The following is a 17,942-nucleotide window of genomic DNA, read 5'->3' as shown; positions in this document are numbered from 1 at the left end:
TTCACATATTGGATAAGGGTGAAGCAAAATTCACATCACCCCAACATTTGACGTTGAACCTTTATTTTTAAAATATATGTTTTATATTAATGAGAATGGGTAATTATCTGATAATGCATAATGTTACAAAAAGCTGGTGTTTGCAACATAAATTTAATACACTAGTTGACATTTTTCGATTAAAATCGGTGTAAGAGTATTTTTAAAAGAAAGAAGGTAGGATGATCTTGACCTCCAAGGAATTGTCGACGATATTGGAAAAATCAATCGCACTAAGCGAAAAAGAAAACATAGATGCCAACGCCATATTAGACATGCTTAAACAGGAATTAGGACAAGTTTTCACTCCTTCTAAACTGGAAAAATCCTAATCTTGTATATATTATAAAATCTAAACCCTCCATGCCGACCATGGAGGGTTTCTATAACGATGTAAAAGGGTGACAGGCACCATCCATTTTCTGGATGGTGCCTGTCACCCTTTTGCTGTATAATATATCCAGATAAAATGAAAGGAGACTGTCATGGCTAGGAAACGAAGGTTATGGATGCCGGAGTTGTACCACCATATTTATTTGAGGGGGAATAACCGGCAGAATATATTCAAGGATCACACCGATATGCAGCAAGCATTCCGTCTTTTGACCACGATTCACCAGTCTTATCCTCTATCCATCTGTTCATTCTGCATTATGACCAACCATTATCATTTTCTATTAAAATCAGAAACAATCACCATCTCAAAAATCATGAATCTATTTAATAAGCGCTACACCGATTACTATAATCAGCGGTATCAGCATGTTGGACATGTCTTTCAACAGCGCTTCAACAGCTCCCCAATTTTCTTTCCGAAAAATCTCCTTTACGTCAGCAGGTACATTCATCAAAATCCAATCCGAACAAACGCTCCAATGGTAGCCAGAATGGAATTTTACCCATACAGCAGCTACCAATACTACAAATTCGGGTCTACCCCGCCTTTTGAATTCATCAACTTGGAGGATCTTCCGAACAGCTTCCCACAAAAATCCCAAAAATACCGTGAATACTATTGCGAATATGCTGAGATGGAATGAGGGTGACAGGCACCATCCATTTTCTGGATGGTGCCTGTCACCCAAAAAGGACATTTCTCATCCAAGCCAAGCATATATATACATTATTGATCACGATTATTGAGGGTGATGGTGTGAGAAGGAGGAGGAGCAATTCTGCGGTATTGGCTTTGGTCGGGGGAAGCGTTCTGGTCATAGGGATGCTCTTTCTGTTGATTCATTTTTTTCCTTCTGAGAAACACGAAGCGGAGCGGACTGTCGACCGTTTTTATATGTTTGAGCAGCAGGGTGAATTCGGACAGTCATGGAATCTATTTCACTCATTAATGAAGGACAAATTCTCAAAAGACACGTACGTTAAGCGTCGGGAGGATATTTTCTGGAATCATTTCAAAGCGAAAACCTTCACTTATACCATTGGGAAACTGGAGAAAAAGAGTTCATGGAAGATGGAAGGGGCAAATGAAACGTTCAAGGATGTGTATGTAACGACGGCCTCCAAAACCTATCATTCTTCCTTTGGAATATTCACGATGAAGCAAAAGTGCGTAGTGGTAAAAGAGGACGGCAATTGGCGGATCCTGTGGGTTTATCGTTGACATCATAAGAGGGTGATTTTTTTGAGAAGGAGAACGAACTGGCCATTATACGGATTGATCGGTCTTCTTGTTGCTGTTGCTGTACTTATCGCTGGGATTGTTCACTATTTTACATCGGGAAAACATTCGGCAGAAAAGGTGGTGGACTCCTTCTATCATTATGAACAAAAGGGGGATTTCGGCAGCTCCTGGAAGCTTTTTGATTCATATATGAAGGAAAAAATGCCGAAGGAACAGTATGTTCAGCTCAGACCGCACGTGTTTATGCAGGATTTTCAAGCGAAAAGCTTCAAATATACAATCGGCCATTTTAAAAAGCTGGATGAGTGGAATACGCTCAGCGATGGCAGGCACTTCACCAATTTATATGAAACAACGGTCACCCAAACCTATGAAACCTCCTTTGGGGAAATCACGATAGAACAAAAATGCTATACGGTGAAGGAAAAAGGAGAATGGAGGATGGTTTGGGACTACTAAAAAAAGGGTGACAGGCACCATCCAATTTCTGGATGGTGCCTGTCACCCTTTTCATTTTCGAATGAAGGTGCTAGTTTTTCTGCCGATGGAGTAGTAGTCGATTTGATGGCGTTCTGCTTCTGCAAGGCTGTAGCAGTTTCTCCCATCGAAAATAACGGGGTGTTTCATTTGTTTTTGATAAATGGATAACGGCAATAGTTTGATTTCTTCCCACTCGGTTGCGATAAATGCCATATCTGCTTGATGCAGGCATTCCTCAATGGAACCGGAGTATTCAATTCGGTCCCCAAATATTTTTTGAGCATGACCCGCAGCGATGGGGTCATACGCGCGCACTTTTGCTCCGGCCGCCAGTAGATGCTCGATCAAGGTGATGGAGGCGGCTTCCCGCATATCGTCAGTATTCGGTTTAAAGGCCAACCCGAGAATGGCCGTTTCTTTGCCCTGCAATGATCCGAAGTGCTGCACCGCTTTATTTAACAGTTTGAGTGGCTGCTGCTGATTGACCTTGATGACGGATTCCAACAGCTCAAATCGATGATCGACCCCGCCCGCGATCTGCACGAGAGCATTCGTATCCTTCGGAAAGCATGAACCCCCATAACCCAATCCTGCCTTCAAGAATGCAGTTCCAATCCGGTGGTCAAGCCCCATGCCATAGGCGACATCGCTAATATCTGCACCGAGTTTTTCGCTCAAATTGGCGATTTCATTGATAAAACTGATCTTCGTTGCTAAAAACGCATTGGATGCATATTTGATGAGTTCGGCGCTTTCGCGGTTTGTATTGAATATCGGAATATTCATCGGTTCATACAATGCTGCTACCCGTTGAGCGGATTCCTCGTTTTCAGATCCAATGACAATCCGATCGGCTTGAAATGTGTCCTGTATAGCCGATCCTTCCCTCAGAAATTCGGGATTGGAGACAACGTCGAAAGGGATGGTTGCATGGAGGCTATCCTTGATCCATTCTTCGATCTTCCCATTGGTTCCCACAGGTACGGTGCTTTTCGTCACAATCACCGTATTCAAAATAGAAAGGTGCGCCCCAATCGTTTTGGCAGCCTGTTGAATATAGGTCAAATCAGCCGATCCATCTTCTCGCTGCGGGGTCCCGACGGCAATAAAAATGAATTCCGATTGCGGAATCGCTTCTTCCGGTTTGTTCGTGAACCATAAGTTGCCGGAGCGAAGGTTTTCTTCAATCAAGTCTGTCAATCCCGGTTCAAATATGGGAGAAATCCCTCTTCTTAATTGCTCGATTTTTTCCGGAGCAATATCGATGCAAGTAACCGAATGACCGATTTCAGCAAGGCAGACTCCTGTAATCAACCCAACATACCCAGTTCCCATCACCGTTACCCTGCTCATTTTAAGCCACCGCCTGAAGTTATTTTGTTTATCATGGTCTCAAGATAGGCAAAAACTTCTTCCTTCAGTTCAGGACGATTCAAGGCAAAGTCCACCGTTGCTTTGATGAACCCGAGCTTATCACCGACATCAAAGCGCATTCCTTCAAATTGAAGGGCATAGACCGGCCTTTGCTGATTGAGTTGATTGAGCGCGTCAGTGAGCTGATATTCCCCTCCGGCACCCGGTGATAATGAATGTAAAATCGGGAAGATATCCGGAGTCAGGACATATCTGCCCATAATGGCTAAATTGGATAGGGCAAGATGGGTTTCGGGTTTTTCTACCAAGCCTTTTATTTTCAGTAAGTCTTCTTGGGGTAAAATATCGTGAGAAGGGGTGATGACGCCATATTTAGAAACGCTTTGTTTCTCTACTGGCTGAACGCCGATAATTGGATGTTGGACGCGGTTGAACTGAGTGATCAGCTGCTGGATACATGGGGTGCTGCTTTTGACAATATCATCTCCTAGTAGCACGGCAAAAGGGTCGTCGCCGATAAAGGATCTTGCACAAGAGATGGCATGCCCCAGCCCCAAAGGTTCTTTTTGGCGGATATAATGAATGTTGGCAAGATCGGATATGCGCTGAACCGACTCCAGATAGTGATATTTGCCTTTTTGAAAAAGGAATTCTTCAAGTTCATACGATTTGTCAAAGTGATCCTCAATGGCTCTTTTTCCCCGGCCGGTGACGATAATGATATCTTCGATGCCTGCTGCGGCAGCTTCTTCTATGATGTATTGAATCGTGGGCTTGTCGACAATCGGGAGCATTTCCTTCGGCTGAGCTTTCGTTGCAGGCAAAAACCTCGTTCCTAAGCCTGCAGCTGGAATAATGGCTTTTTTCACAATTTGGTTGGACAATATCATCACCTCAAAACGAATTTCAAAAGCAGGATCCGTCCTTCTAACCTGCCTTCCTCTAGCTATAATTATGACATGCCAACATAAATCTTTCGTAAAGCTTGCGTAAATATATGTAGTTCTTTAGTAGAGTGTCAAAAGGTGAGGGGTGTTAGAATAAAAAAACAGGCACCATCCAATATTTGGATGGTGCCTGTCACCTTTTTTACGCTTCTGTTTTTACAGCTTTTTCGTCTTCGATGATTTGCATTCTTTCAGCGACTTCTTCTTCGCTTAGTTCATGCTGGACGATGTAGCGGTTGTCTTTGTGTGTACGGCATTCGTGTGAACAGCTGCGAAGATATTTGTGTTCGTTTTCTTCTGAGCAAAGGATTTTCTTGTTACAGAATGGGTTTGCACAGTTGACGTAGCGTTCACAAGGCTCGCCTGAAAAATAGTCTTTTCCGACAACCACGTGTTCTTTTTGATTGACGGGCACACCGATGCGCTCGTCAAATACGTAAAGCTGGCCATCCCATAGTTCACCTTGTGTTTCAGGATTTTGACCATACGTGACGATTCCGCCGTGAAGCTGTGCGACATCCTCAAAGCCTTCTTTTAACAACCAGCCGGAGAATTTTTCGCAGCGGATTCCGCCTGTACAATACGTAATGATTTTCTTGCCTGATAATTTATCTTTATTTTCGCGGACCCAATCAGGAAGATCGCGGAAGTTGGTAATATCCGGACGAATGGCTCCTCTGAAGTGTCCAAGGTCAAATTCATAGTCATTTCGTGCATCAAGAAGGATTGTGTCTTCTTTTTGGATTTCCTCGAAGAATTCCTTCGGCTCTAAATAAGTCCCTGTCAATTCGTTTGGATTGACGTCGTCTTCGAGTCTCAATGTTACAAGTTCTGGACGATGGCGAACCTTTAATTTCTTGAAGGCATGACCTTCTGCTTCATCGATCTTGAAGACCGTATCGGCAAAACGCTCATCCTGCCTCATCGCAGCGATGTATTGGTCTGTCTGTTCGACTGTACCAGAGACGGTTCCGTTGATTCCTTCTGACGCAATCAAAATTCTTCCCTTAAGTCCGAGGTTCGCGCACAACTCTTTATGCTCCACCGCAAACTCCTCAGGGTTCTCGATTTGGACATACTTGTAGTACAAAAGTACTCGGTAATCTTTTGTTTCCATGTTTATTTCCACCTTCGATTTATATTTGCAAGATATAATCTTAGGATTTGGCATTCCTTATTATTCTTACGATTGTCTATTATAACATATTTTTAAAAAGGTGACAGGCACCATCCAGAAAATGGATGGTGCCTGTCACCCTTTCTTTACCCTTTAAACACTATTTCCCCATTTATAAAAGTTTTCTCGACTTTGCTCCTGAGGTCGAAGGGATCTCCGCTCCAGATGGCGATGTCGGCGTCTTTCCCTTCTTCCAGCGAGCCGGTGCGATCTGCGATGCCGAGGTGCTTGGCGGCATTCAAGGTGATTGCCTGAAGGGCCGCTTTTTCATCCAGGCCGTATTTCACGGCGAGGATGGCACTGGTCATCAGGTGCTCAATGCCAACTACCGGGTGATCGGTCGTGATGGAAAATGGGACTCCCGCTTCCGCCAAGGCAACCAGTGTGTGCCAGCCTTTATCGGCAAGTTCGACCTTCGAACGGGAAGACATCGTTGGCCCCGTGGAAACCCGCACCTCCGATTTCGCCAAAAATTCTGCGATGTGGTGCCCCTCGGTACAATGCTCAATGGTCAAGTCGATATCAAATTCCTTGGCGAGGCGGATGACGGTCACGATGTCATCGGCGCGATGGGCGTGGACGCGGAGCGGGATTTCCTTTTTAAGTACCTTTGCCAGCTGCTCGAGTCCGAGGTCGCGGTCCACACCTTTTCCGCCATCAATTTTTTCAAGATAGGTCTGAGCTTTAATGAATTGTTCCCTGAACAGCGCGGCAATCCCCATCCTTGTATTCGGCATCCGTTTGCTGCCATGGAACCGCTTCGGATTCTCTCCGAATGCTGCTTTCATGCCGGACGGGCTTTTCACGATCATATCATCGACGATATGTCCGACCGTTTTCAAAATGACCATCTCTCCGCCGATCACATTCGCGCTTCCAGGCATGATCTGTACCGTCGTCACACCGGAGCGCCTTGCATCCGAAAAGCCTATTTCTTCGGGATTGATGCCATCGACAGCGCGTACATAAGGTGTGGCGGCAGATGTCGTTTCGTTGAAATCGTGACCTTCCTGCCCAACTCCTTCTTCATGTACACCAAGGTGTGTGTGGACATCAATCAACCCCGGCGTCACAATTTTTCCGTGTGCGTCAATGACCTCACAGTCCTCTGGTACTTTTAGATCATGTCCTACCTTTAAAATCTTTCCTTTTTCTATCAACACCGTCCCGGCTGAGACGATTTGGCCATTTCCAATGAAAATGATACCTCCGACAATTGCTTTCATCAGTCAATTCCCCCTTTAAAGAAATAAAGTTTTTAGATAATTTTAAATAATTTGCAATTTTTGTTGTCTTTTAGAAAAATTTGAGATAACATATCAAATAACTTGATTCCCTTTTCTGATAATAAATTATATTTTGAATATTGTAAACAAACCTATTGGTGGGGAATTAGTCCTAATTACATAAGTAAAATTTCATATCGGTGGTGAAATGAGGAATTGTGCAAACATACATTGGATGCGTTGGATCGCGGAATCATCAAGTTTTTATCAAATGATGGAAGAATGTCATTTGCAGAGATTGCCACGCATCTGAACGTCACGGAGAAAACGATTCGATCGCGCTACAAAAATTTAGTCGATTTAAACATCCTCGAGGTCGTCGGGGTGGTGGACCCCAGTGCTTTGGGCATCAAATCGGGAGCGATCATCCAGGTGAAGGTCAACCCGAATGCTATGGAGTCTGTCATCAAACAACTGCAAGCATTCCGTGAAGTCCGCTACATCACGATGACGACAGGCGAATATCAGTTATTGTTTCAAATCAATGTTGAGAATCAAGAAGGGCTGGCACAGATGGTGAAAAACGTGAATGCGATCGAAGGAATATCAGCGACCAACTTCATCGTCCAGCTCGAAGTGTATAAAAACTCTTTTGATTATTTTTTAGGTGAAGATAACGAAGTGTGATAAATATTTCCACTACATGATGCTAGCTTTCCGAGGGGCAGGCGGTGAGACTCCTCGCGCCTTCCGCTCCAATCAACATCAAATGAATAAATACTAGAAATAATATAGCCTTTTAAAAAATCCCTTCGAAACGTTTCAACCTACACAGACAATTTAGTAAAGGAGTGGACAAGCAAATGAAAATATTCATTTCAGCAGACATCGAAGGGGTATCCGGTGTCGCGACAAACCAGCAGCTGAAGACGCCGGCAGAGTACCAGCGCTTCCGCAAGCTGATGACCCAGGATGTGAATGCGGCAATTGAAGGCGCATTTAACGGTGGAGCAACTGAAGTCGTCGTTGCCGATGGCCACGGAAATATGTCGAACATTTTCATTGAAGATCTCGACAGGAGGGCCCGCCTCGTATCCGGGAATAACCGGGTGATGTGCCAGCTGGAAGGTCTTGATGACAGCTTCGACGGCATCATGTTCATCGGCCACCACGGTCGGGAAGCAGGTTCGGAGCGGACCGTCATCAGCCATACGCTTGCTGGGATCTGCGTCAACGAGATGAAAATCAATGGCCAGGTCGTGGGCGAGACGGAAATGAACGCGATGGTAGCAGGACAGTTCGGGGTGCCGGCCATCATGATTTCAGGCGATGATGCGTATGTCAGTGAAGTACTGGAGACGCTGCCCGATGTCGAAGCGGCAGTGGTCAAGCGTGGAGTCGACCGCTTTTCCGCAGAGCTCCTCCATCCAGCCGTTGCTCAGGAATTAATCAAAGAAAAAGCGGAGAAAGGCGTCCGGAAGGCAAAATCAATGTCACCGTTTAAGCTCGCCAGCCCCGTCACCTTTGAAATTGAATTTAAAGGGTCCAACCAAGCCCTGATGACAACGACGATTCCTTCCGTCGAAATGCTCAGTCCGAAACGTATCACGTTTACCTGTCCGGATATCGTGACTGCCTACAAGCATATGTGGGGCTGCGTCATCATTGCCATGACGGCGACGAATGGGGTGCTCGGATCGGTCAATGCTTAGTTCGTTTTTTGCTTGATTTCCAAGGCGAGGGAATTGAGTCGACTTGGCAGATATCGCCTGCGGGGTCTCACCTGACCGCTAATTATTCCGGAGTCTCGGTTTTTGAAAAAATCTATAAAAAACAAAATCTATTAGAAAACAGCCTTTTAAAAACAGAAGGCTCTTTTCGTAGAGTTTTGGCTCCATCAAAGGTTGTGCAAGGTTGAATTCTGCGCAAGTCTTCGTTTTCGGTTAAGTTGATTGGAACAGAAATCATTTTTGAAATGGAAGAAAAAACTTTTTGAAAAAAAAGGAGGGAATGGAATGTATATCTTGAAACGCATCTTCACGATGATTGTGACGATCTGGGTGATTGCGACCCTCACGTTTGTCATCATGAAGTTCATCCCGGGCGATCCGTTTTCTTCCGATGCCCAGACGCTGCCGGAGGATGTGATCCACAACATCCGTGCCAAATACAACCTCGATAAACCCGTCCCGGTGCAGTACCTGTTATATATGAAAAATTTGGCGACATTCGATCTCGGTCCCTCCACACAATCGAGGACGCGGGATGTGAATGCTTTGATTTCTGATGGATTCCCCGTCTCGGCGACGCTGGGTATCCAGTCGCTCATCATTGCGATTTTCTTCGGACTATTGCTCGGCATCATCGCCGCGCTGAATCATAATAAATTTCTCGATTACACCTCCATGGTCATCGCCATCATCGGGATATCGGTGCCAAGCTTCATTCTGGCGCCGCTGCTGATCAAATTCCTTGCGGTGAAGTGGCACCTGTTCCCGGTCGCCTCCTGGGGGACTTGGAAGCATACGATCCTTCCATCGCTGGCCCTCGCTGCGACGCCATTAGCGGTCATCGCCCGCTTCATGCGTTCAAGTATGCTTGAAGTCATGAGTCAGAACTACATGAAAATGGCTGAATCAAAGGGGCTGTCGCCAGTCGGGATCGTTGTCCGGCACGGGATCCGCAATGCGATTTTACCCGTTGTGACCTTTATCGGGCCGCTGTTTGCCGTTTTGATCACAGGAACCTTCGTCATTGAAAAAATCTTTGCCATTCCAGGACTTGGGAAGCATTTCGTCGACAGTATTTTAAATCGCGATTATCCGGTGATTTTGGGAATTACGGTATTTTTCAGTTCCATTCTGATTCTCACCCTGTTTTTGATCGATATATCGTACCGTCTGATCGATCCGCGAATCAAATTAACGAGTAAGGGGGATTAAGGTGCTATCTCAAAAAACATCCGATGCGCTTTTCAAAGCAATCGATCGCAGCAGGCTGGAGGATCAGTCCATCCAGCGGCCGAGCTTAAGCTTCTGGAAGGATGCACTCATCAAAATTGTGAAAAACAAACTGGCGATGTTCGGGCTGAGCCTCCTTGTCCTCCTTGTGGTCATGGCGATCATCGGCCCGCATCTCGTTTCATACAGCTACTCCGAGCAGAGTCTGACGAACGGAAATAAAGCGCCGGGAGGAGAGCATTGGTTCGGGACCGACGACCTCGGACGGGACATGTGGTCACGGACATGGTATGGCGCACGGATCTCGCTGACGATCGGCTTGGTTGCAGCCTTCATCGACCTTTGTGTCGGCGTCGTCATCGGCGGCATTTCCGGCTATATGGCGGGGCGCGGAAAGATGGGGGACCGGATCGATAATATCCTCATGCGCTGTGTCGAGGTATTATACGGAATCCCTTATTTGCTTGTCGTCATCTTGCTGCTGGTGATCATGAAGCCGGGGCTTTGGACGATCATCGTTGCCCTGTCCATCACGGGCTGGGTCGGCATGGCACGATTGATCAGGGGGCAGATCCTGCAATTGAAGGAGCAGGAATACGTGATGGCCGCCCAGAAGCTTGGGACCTCACATGCGAAGATCATTTTTAAACATCTTTTGCCGAATACGATCGGCATCATCATCGTCAATTTAACCTTTACGATCCCACAGGCGATCTTTGCCGAGTCTTTTCTCAGCTTCCTGGGGTTGGGCGTCCAGGCTCCGTTCGCCAGCTGGGGGACGATGGCCAACGATGCACTCGGGGTCATTTTGAGCGGCCAGTGGTGGCGTTTATTCTTCCCAGGGTTCTTCATATCCTTGACGATGTTTGCCTTCAATGCATTTGGCGATGGACTTCAGGATGCGCTGGATCCGAAAATCAGAGATTAGGAGGTGAAGGAATTGAAGAAATTACTGCAAGTAGAGGATCTGCAGGTTTCTTTTAAAACATACGGTGGTGAGGTGCAGGCCGTAAGAAATGTTTCTTTTGATGTCAATAAAGGTGAAATCGTCGCGATCGTCGGGGAGAGCGGCAGCGGAAAAAGTGTGACGGTGCAGAGCATCATGGGCCTGATTCCTTCCCCTCCCGGAAAACTGAAGGGTGGAAGCATACGACTCGAAGAAAAGGAACTGACAAAGCTTTCGAAAAAGGAGTACCGGGCAATCCGTGGTTCGCAAATAGGGATGATCTTTCAGGACCCGATGACCTCTTTGAATCCGACGATGAAAGTCGGAAAGCAAATTGCCGAGGGGCTGATCAAGCATCAAAGAGTTTCGAAAAAGCAGGCGCAGGAACGGGCGATCGAGCTGCTGCGGCTTGTTGGGATCCCGCATCCGGAGCAAAGGTATTCTCAATATCCCCATGAATTCAGCGGCGGGATGAGACAGCGCGTCGTGATTGCCATTTCACTCGCGTGCAACCCGAAGCTGTTGATTGCGGATGAGCCGACGACCGCCCTCGATGTTACGATCCAGGCGCAGATCCTCGATTTAATGAAGGATTTGCAAAAGAAAACGGACACGTCGATCATCTTGATCACGCATGACCTGGGAGTTGTCGCCGAGACGGCACAGCGCGTTGTCGTGATGTACGGCGGAATCGTCGTGGAAGCAGGCACCGTCTTTGATATTTTTGAAAATCCGAAGCATCCGTATACATGGGGGCTGCTAGAATCCATTCCAAAGCCGGATGCCCCGGAGAAAGAACGACTTGTCCCGATCGAGGGTGCGCCTCCAGATCTATTTTCACCGCCGAAGGGCTGTCCGTTTGCAGCAAGATGCAAGTACGCGATGGAAATATGCGTCGAGGAAATGCCAAACGACTTTTCCATTGGTGATGGGCATCATGCGAAATGCTGGCTGAACGACCCAAGGGCACCGAAAGTCGAACATTTTGTAGCAGCGGGGAGGGAATAGGATGGCTGAAAAATTGCTGGAGGTCTACAATCTGAAAAAGCATTTTAAAGTAGGTCCCGAACAATACGTGAAATCGGTGGATGACATTTCTTTTTTTATCAAAAAAGGCGAAACGTTCGGACTGGTCGGAGAAAGCGGGAGCGGGAAGTCGACGCTCGGCAAAACGATTGTCGGACTGCAGGGATCGACGGATGGGCGGATGATGTATGAAGGGCTGGACCTTCATGAACTGGATAAGCAAAAGAGCAGACAGTTCAATCGTGAGATGCAGATGATTTTCCAGGATCCTCATTCTTCCTTGAACCCAAGGATGCGGGTCGGCGATATTATCGCTGAAGGCATCGATGCCCATAAGCTTGCAAAAGGAAAAGAGCGGAAGGACCGGATTTATCAGCTGCTCGAACGGGTGGGCCTGAGTCCGGATCATGCGAAGCGGTTCCCGCACGAGTTCAGCGGTGGACAGCGCCAGCGGATCGGGATCGCACGTGCACTGGCGGTCAAACCGAAGTTTATCGTGGCCGATGAACCGATTTCTGCGCTCGATGTGTCCATCCAGGCGCAGATCATCAACCTGCTCGAGGATCTGAAGGAAGAAGAGAACCTGACCTTCCTTTTTATCGCCCATGATCTTGGGATGGTCAAGCATATCAGCGACCGGATCGCCGTTATGTACCTTGGAAAGATCATGGAGCTGACGACAAGCGCGAAGCTGTTTGCGGAGCCATTGCATCCTTATACGCAGGCGCTTCTTTCCGCCATCCCGATGCCCAACCCGCGTTCAGCAGGGAAACGGGAGCGCATCGTCCTCGCCGGCGATCCGCCAAGTCCGATGGATCCGCCGAGCGGCTGCCGCTTCAGGACAAGATGTGCGTTTGCAACAGATGTTTGCGCCGCAAAGGTGCCGGAGTGGAAGGAAGTCAGAGAAGACCATTGGGCGGCATGCCATCTATATGATTGAGGTTTCACCAGGTCGGATTTGCCCGATCTTGACAAGATAACAATCCATAATGAGGGGGAAATGAAATGAAGAAAGCTTTTTTGGCTATTGTCGCTTTAATGCTTTTATCGGTTTCAGCTTTATCTGGATGCAGCAGTGATGACGCATCCTCAAGCGGCAGCGGATCGAGTGATGTCGAGCAGGCGATCACGCTGAACGCCATGAGTGAGCCGCCATCGCTTGACCCAGCGCTGGCAACGGATACGACATCAGGATGGATCTTGGATCATACGTTTGAAGGACTTTATACGAAGGATCAAAAAGGAAACCCTGTCCTTGGAGCTGCCAGTGATGTGAAGGTGTCGGATGATAAAAAGGTCTATACGTTCACGATTCGCGATGATGCGAAATGGTCGGATGGGAATCCCGTGACGGCACAGGATTTTGAATATGAATGGAAGCGCGTTTTAGATCCGAAAACGGCTAGTGCGTTCGCCTTTTACTTTTACTACATTAAAGGGGCCGAAGAATATAACAAAGGCAAAGGAAGTGCAGATGCAGTAGGCGTAAAGGCGCTCGATGACAAAACGTTGGAAGTGACATTGAATGCGCCGCTCGGCTACTTTGATAAATTATTGACGATGTGGACGTTTTATCCGGTTGAAAAATCGGTCGTTGAAGGAAATGAAAACTGGGCTGCAGAAGCGAAAGGCTATGTCAGCAACGGCGCCTACACATTGAAGGAATGGAAGCATGACAATGAAGTCGTAGCTGAAAAGAACGATCAGTATTGGAACAAGAAAGACATTTCCATGGATAAAATCACGTGGAAGATGGTCAATGATGCCAACACGTATTATCAAATGTACAAAACGAATCAGCTGGACTTGATCCAGACGCTCCCATCCGATGTGGTGGCACAGGAAAAAAGCAACAAGGAATTCAAGATTACGCCTTATTTCGGGACGTACATGTTCATGCTGAACATCGACAAGCCGCCATTTACGAATGAAAAGATCCGTAAGGCGTTTGCGATGGCGATCGACCGCAAAGCGATCACAAAGAACATCACCCAATCCGGTGAGACGCCTGCCTATGCGTTTGTACCACCTGGTGTGGACACACCTGATGGCGACTTCCGCAAGCAGGGAGGGGACTATATCAAGGAAGATCCGGCCGAAGCGAAAAAATTGTTGGAAGAAGGCATGGCAGAGGAAGGCTGGTCGAAGCTTCCGGATGTGACGCTCATGTACAATACATCCGATAACCATAAGAAGATTGCCGAAGCGATCCAGGAAATGATCAAGAAAAACTTAGGTGTGAAAATCAGCGTTGCCAACCAAGAGTGGAAGACGTATTTGGATACAACGGCGCAAAAGAATTTCCAAATGGCTCGCATGGGCTGGATTGGGGTATTCGTCGATCCAACGGTCATCCTTGACTATTACTTGGGGGACAGCCCGAACAACCGTACCAACTGGGTGAACAAAAAATATGATTCCTTGATGGCGCAAGCGAAAGTGGAGCAGGATGAAAACAAGCGCTATGAGCTGCTTCATCAGGCGGAGGATGTTCTCATGAAGGATCTTCCGTTCATCCCGGTTTACTATTACTCTCAAAACTATTTGACGTCGCCGAAATTCAAGGGCATCGTCTATCCGGTGAACCGCTATCCGGATGTCCGCTGGGCGAAAAAAGTGAAATAACATTTAGCAGAGGGAAGGGTCTGATGAAGGGTTCGGTGTTCATCAGGCTTTTCCTGTCATGATAAAGGGGAGGGGAGGCGCGAGCATGCGCATTTATTTGTTTACTGTACCGAGTATGTTTGTTGTGTTGTTTGCTGTGAAGCTGGCTGCAGGAGTCGACGCGATCACGATGGTCAATCAGACATTCCTGTACGGATTGATCGTGCTGCTGGCCGGGGTCTGCATCTATATCTATCAAACTGGTTTTCTCGCACTATTTTCGGAAGGGTTCCGCCGTATGCAAAACGGCATCTTCAGAAAGCCAAGGGCAATGGAGCAGGTCTACGAACGCATGCGAAAGGACGCAGCCCTGCAAACATGGCGCTCCAAGCTACAAACCAACACCAAGCACATCGCCATCAGCATCGGCGCCTCCATGACCCTCTTCTCACTGTGCTTGCTTATTATAGGGTGACAGGCACCATCCAGAAAATGGATGGTGCCTGTCACCCCTTTACATATTTCAATTTCGACCGATAGAAGTAGTAAGGATAGACAACAAGACTGGGGGGCTTAAGATGGCAATCGGATTCCGTGAGTTATTGAAGAAGATCGATCAGAGCGTGGACAATCACGACTTGGTGTTGACAAGGGTATATATTCAGGAAAACATAGATGTGTTGGAAGAGAATCGGCATCTACTAAAAGGGAACGCTCGCGAGCTTTTCGAGTTCCTCTACAATCAAGGACAGGATGGCACAAAGCCGCTCAGCCGCCAGGAGATCATCACAATCAACTCCATCAATAGCTATGCATCGAAATTCGACTTGAAAGGAATTAAATTCTGCGTTAAACATAACGCCCCGCTCATGCTCAGAAAAGACATTTCCCATTACCTAAACGCAGACGCCAAGATCATTCTCCAGGGTATGGGAGCCATATAAAAGAGATTTAAAAAGGGTAAAAAAAGGGTGACAGGCGCCATCCAGAAAATGGATGGTGACTGTCACCCTTTTAACCGCCAATTAATAGAAAAATATGGATTTTTGCCTTATAATAGGAAGTAGATTAGAAGAGATCGAAATTAATAAAAGAATGGGGTGTTCCGATGGTCAAGAAGAAGAAAAAGAAGGGCAAGAGGTCGTATATTCCAGTGCGTATGAACTTGATGTTCTTTGTGATTTTTATATTATTCTCACTCCTCATTCTGCGCCTTGGCATGGTACAGATTGTGTTCGGCCAGGATTACCTTCGTGAGGTCCAAAGGACGACGGATGTGACGGTGTCCAATTCCGTTCCCAGAGGAAAGATATTCGAGGCAAACGGAAATGCAGTTGTCGATAATGCTCCCGTCAATGCAATTACATATACCAGAACGCCCAAAACGAAGCAGGAAGATATGATCAAGGTCGCAAAAAATCTGGCCAAGCTGATCAAGCAGCCAATCACGAAAATCACTGAGCGGGAACAGAAGGATTATTGGATCATCAAATATCCGAACCTTGCCGACAAAAAACTGACGGCAAAGGAAAAAAAGGATTACGAAAAAAAGAAAGATGGCGATGCAAAGCTCTATCAAATGAAGCTCGACCGGATTACGAAAGCCGATTTGAGCATGCTGACAGATGACGATAAAGAAGTGCTCGCTATCTATCGCGAAATGATCGGCGGCTATAATCTGACCCCGCAGATCATTAAAAATGAAAATGTCACAAACGAAGAATTTGCCCAAGTCAGCGCGCATTTGAAGGATCTTCCCGGCGTTGATATCACAACCGATTGGAACCGGATCTATCCATTCGGCGATACGTTGAAAACAATCCTTGGGAAAATAAGCGACAGGGACAGCGGCCTGCCGCTTGAAGAAGCGGATGCCTATGTGGCAAAAGGGTACAATCGCAATGAACGTGTCGGAACGAGCTACATCGAGAAGCAATACGAAGACGTGCTTCAGGGGCAAAAAGAAAAAATCAAGAACATCACGGATAAATCAGGCAGTGTCGTCTCAACGGAAGTTATCCAAAAGGGCAGAAGAGGAGACGACTTGGTGCTGAGCATTGATATGGAGCTCCAAAAAAGAATTGAGAAAATCATCGGTGACGAGCTGTTGAAATCAAAACAGCAACCTGGCCATCAGCTTCTTGACCGCGTATTTGTTAATATGCTCAACCCATACACAGGGGAAATTAAAGCCATGGCAGGGAAGCGATACAAACTTGATAACGGCAAACCTGTCCTGGAGGATTTTGCACTCGGGAATATCACATCATCCTATGCAATGGGGTCGGCTGTTAAAGGAGCGACCGTGCTGACCGGCTATAAAACCGGGGCGATTTCCCCTGGGGAGCAAATTGTCGATGAACCGCTCCATATAAAAGGGACTCCTACAAAGGCATCATATGTCAGAGGAGGGATGGGGCGAATCAATGATTTAACCGCCCTCAAAAGGTCATCCAATGTCTATATGTTTAAAACGGCCATCGCGATCGGCCACGGGCATTATGTGCCAAAAGCTCCTTTGGATTTAAGGTCTAATACATTTGATATTTTAAGAACCAGCTTCAGACAATTCGGCCTTGGAACTAGGACGGGAATCGACCTTCCCGGAGAACAGGTTGGATTTAAAGGCCAAGATACCACCAACCCTGGTTTCATTTTGGACTATGCCATAGGACAGTACGATACGTTTACACCGCTGCAGCTTGCTCAATATATGTCCACGATCGCCAACGGCGGTTATCGCATGCAGACTCATCTTGTAAAGGAAATCCGGCAGCCTGTGGAAGCATCTGATCGTCTTGGTCCAATTGTTGAGGAGATCCAGCCCAAAGTGTTAAATAAACTGGACATGAAGCCTGAATGGATCAACAGAGTAAAGGAAGGCTTCCGGGAAGTGGCTCAAGAACCAGGTGGAACAGGCCACAGCACTTTCTACTCGACGAAATATAGTTCAGAGCCCACGACGTATAAACCAGCCGTTAAGACCGGAACCGCGCAAGGGCCATATGCTGGCGACAATCCGAATTACTCCCATCAAACCTTGACCTGGAACCTGACCATGGCTGGCTATGCACCATATGACCACCCAGAAGTCGCCTTTTCAGTCGTTGTCCCTTGGGCGTATCAAGAAGATGCATATAATCAAGGCATCAACTATTCCATCGCCAAGAAGGTCATGGACGCCTACTTTGACTTGAAAAAAGAACGCGAGGAAAAAGGCATGAACCAATCAACCTCCGTCCAAAAAGTACAAAACATCAAGGATGTGAAAAAAGGGCAGGAGGAAGCAAGAAAAGAAAATGAAGATGGCAAGCCGTCTGGTAACGGCCAATGAGAAAAAGGATGGGCATCGCGCCCCATCCTTTTTCTTTTTTATGGCTCTAGTTTGTTGCTATTTATTAAAGGTTGGGCAAAGTTGTTTGTTTGCCACGGCAGGACGGTCGTTTTCAAAGGAGCAGGCGGTGAGGGCCATCGGCTTCACCTGACCCGTTGATCACTCTGGAGTTACGCACCTGACGTTCTAA

Annotated in this window: 18 protein-coding genes; 14 read left to right on the top strand and 4 right to left on the bottom strand. The window is 46.9% G+C overall.

Going from position 1 to position 17,942, the window contains the following annotated elements:
- The first annotated feature begins 227 nt into the window (after nucleotides 1-227).
- The 4 genes from D9X91_RS22465 to D9X91_RS07155 all read left to right on the top strand — a co-directional run bounded on the left by D9X91_RS22465 (nucleotide 228) and on the right by D9X91_RS07155 (nucleotide 2,137).
- Nucleotides 228-371, top strand: a complete 144-nt coding sequence (locus D9X91_RS22465) for a hypothetical protein (RefSeq protein ID WP_158598259.1) — start codon at nucleotides 228-230, stop codon at nucleotides 369-371.
- A 153-nt stretch (nucleotides 372-524) separates the two neighbouring features.
- The gene (locus D9X91_RS07165; RefSeq protein ID WP_121679890.1) at nucleotides 525-1,079 is read left to right on the top strand and encodes a transposase; all 555 of its coding nucleotides are present in this window, start codon (nucleotides 525-527) and stop codon (nucleotides 1,077-1,079) included.
- Nucleotides 1,080-1,081: 2 nt separating this feature from the next.
- Nucleotides 1,082-1,657, top strand: a complete 576-nt coding sequence (locus D9X91_RS07160; RefSeq protein WP_121679889.1) for a hypothetical protein — start codon at nucleotides 1,082-1,084, stop codon at nucleotides 1,655-1,657.
- Between the two features lie 21 nt (nucleotides 1,658-1,678).
- On the top strand, nucleotides 1,679-2,137 hold the full coding sequence (locus D9X91_RS07155) for a hypothetical protein (RefSeq protein WP_121679888.1): 459 nt from the start codon (nucleotides 1,679-1,681) through the stop codon (nucleotides 2,135-2,137).
- A gap of 51 nt (nucleotides 2,138-2,188) precedes the next feature.
- Here D9X91_RS07155 and D9X91_RS07150 read toward each other — a convergent pair whose 3' ends face one another.
- The 4 genes from D9X91_RS07150 to D9X91_RS07135 form a co-directional block, all read right to left on the bottom strand.
- Nucleotides 2,189-3,511: a UDP-glucose dehydrogenase family protein gene (locus D9X91_RS07150; protein ID WP_121679887.1), complete on the bottom strand. Its 1,323-nt coding sequence runs from the start codon at nucleotides 3,509-3,511 to the stop codon at nucleotides 2,189-2,191.
- A complete protein-coding gene (gene galU / locus D9X91_RS07145; RefSeq protein ID WP_233569721.1) occupies nucleotides 3,508-4,416 on the bottom strand; it encodes a UTP--glucose-1-phosphate uridylyltransferase GalU in 909 nt (302 codons plus the stop codon). Before galU ends, D9X91_RS07150 begins: the two co-directional genes overlap by 4 nt.
- Before the next feature lie 205 nt (nucleotides 4,417-4,621).
- A complete protein-coding gene (trhO, locus tag D9X91_RS07140) occupies nucleotides 4,622-5,596 on the bottom strand; it encodes an oxygen-dependent tRNA uridine(34) hydroxylase TrhO (RefSeq protein ID WP_121679885.1) in 975 nt (324 codons plus the stop codon).
- 146 nt (nucleotides 5,597-5,742) lie between these two features.
- Nucleotides 5,743-6,882: an amidohydrolase gene (locus D9X91_RS07135; RefSeq protein WP_121679884.1), complete on the bottom strand. Its 1,140-nt coding sequence runs from the start codon at nucleotides 6,880-6,882 to the stop codon at nucleotides 5,743-5,745.
- Between the two features lie 216 nt (nucleotides 6,883-7,098).
- Between D9X91_RS07135 and D9X91_RS07130 the strand changes: the two genes are divergently transcribed.
- The 10 genes from D9X91_RS07130 (at nucleotide 7,099) to D9X91_RS07085 (ending at nucleotide 17,752) form a co-directional block, all read left to right on the top strand.
- The gene (locus tag D9X91_RS07130) at nucleotides 7,099-7,569 is read left to right on the top strand and encodes an Lrp/AsnC family transcriptional regulator (RefSeq protein ID WP_233569720.1); all 471 of its coding nucleotides are present in this window, start codon (nucleotides 7,099-7,101) and stop codon (nucleotides 7,567-7,569) included.
- Between the two features lie 176 nt (nucleotides 7,570-7,745).
- A complete protein-coding gene (locus D9X91_RS07125; RefSeq protein WP_121679883.1) occupies nucleotides 7,746-8,594 on the top strand; it encodes a M55 family metallopeptidase in 849 nt (282 codons plus the stop codon).
- A gap of 303 nt (nucleotides 8,595-8,897) precedes the next feature.
- Nucleotides 8,898-9,824 carry an ABC transporter permease gene (locus tag D9X91_RS07120; RefSeq protein ID WP_121679882.1) on the top strand — a complete coding sequence of 309 codons (927 nt, stop codon included), beginning with the start codon at nucleotides 8,898-8,900 and terminating at the stop codon, nucleotides 9,822-9,824.
- 1 nt (nucleotide 9,825) lies between these two features.
- Entirely contained in the window at nucleotides 9,826-10,770 is a 945-nt protein-coding gene (locus D9X91_RS07115) for an ABC transporter permease (protein WP_121679881.1), read from the top strand.
- 12 nt (nucleotides 10,771-10,782) lie between these two features.
- Nucleotides 10,783-11,796 carry an ABC transporter ATP-binding protein gene (locus tag D9X91_RS07110; protein ID WP_121679880.1) on the top strand — a complete coding sequence of 338 codons (1,014 nt, stop codon included), beginning with the start codon at nucleotides 10,783-10,785 and terminating at the stop codon, nucleotides 11,794-11,796.
- 1 nt (nucleotide 11,797) lies between these two features.
- On the top strand, nucleotides 11,798-12,754 hold the full coding sequence (locus D9X91_RS07105) for an ABC transporter ATP-binding protein (protein ID WP_121679879.1): 957 nt from the start codon (nucleotides 11,798-11,800) through the stop codon (nucleotides 12,752-12,754).
- 65 nt (nucleotides 12,755-12,819) lie between these two features.
- Nucleotides 12,820-14,439: a peptide ABC transporter substrate-binding protein gene (locus D9X91_RS07100; protein WP_121679878.1), complete on the top strand. Its 1,620-nt coding sequence runs from the start codon at nucleotides 12,820-12,822 to the stop codon at nucleotides 14,437-14,439.
- Between the two features lie 85 nt (nucleotides 14,440-14,524).
- Nucleotides 14,525-14,893 (top strand): DUF3899 domain-containing protein, encoded by a 369-nt coding sequence (locus D9X91_RS07095; protein WP_158598258.1) that lies wholly within the window; start codon nucleotides 14,525-14,527, stop codon nucleotides 14,891-14,893.
- Nucleotides 14,894-14,996: 103 nt separating this feature from the next.
- The gene (locus D9X91_RS07090; RefSeq protein ID WP_233569718.1) at nucleotides 14,997-15,362 is read left to right on the top strand and encodes a hypothetical protein; all 366 of its coding nucleotides are present in this window, start codon (nucleotides 14,997-14,999) and stop codon (nucleotides 15,360-15,362) included.
- A gap of 164 nt (nucleotides 15,363-15,526) precedes the next feature.
- Nucleotides 15,527-17,752, top strand: a complete 2,226-nt coding sequence (locus D9X91_RS07085) for a peptidoglycan D,D-transpeptidase FtsI family protein (RefSeq protein ID WP_121679876.1) — start codon at nucleotides 15,527-15,529, stop codon at nucleotides 17,750-17,752.
- Nucleotides 17,753-17,942: the final 190 nt, after the last annotated feature.

Origin of the sequence: Falsibacillus albus, assembly GCF_003668575.1 — a bacterium.
Lineage (GTDB): Bacteria > Bacillota > Bacilli > Bacillales > DSM-25281 > Falsibacillus > Falsibacillus albus.
Note: the sequence above shows the minus strand (reverse complement) of the source record. Positions and strands in the feature narration are given on the sequence as shown.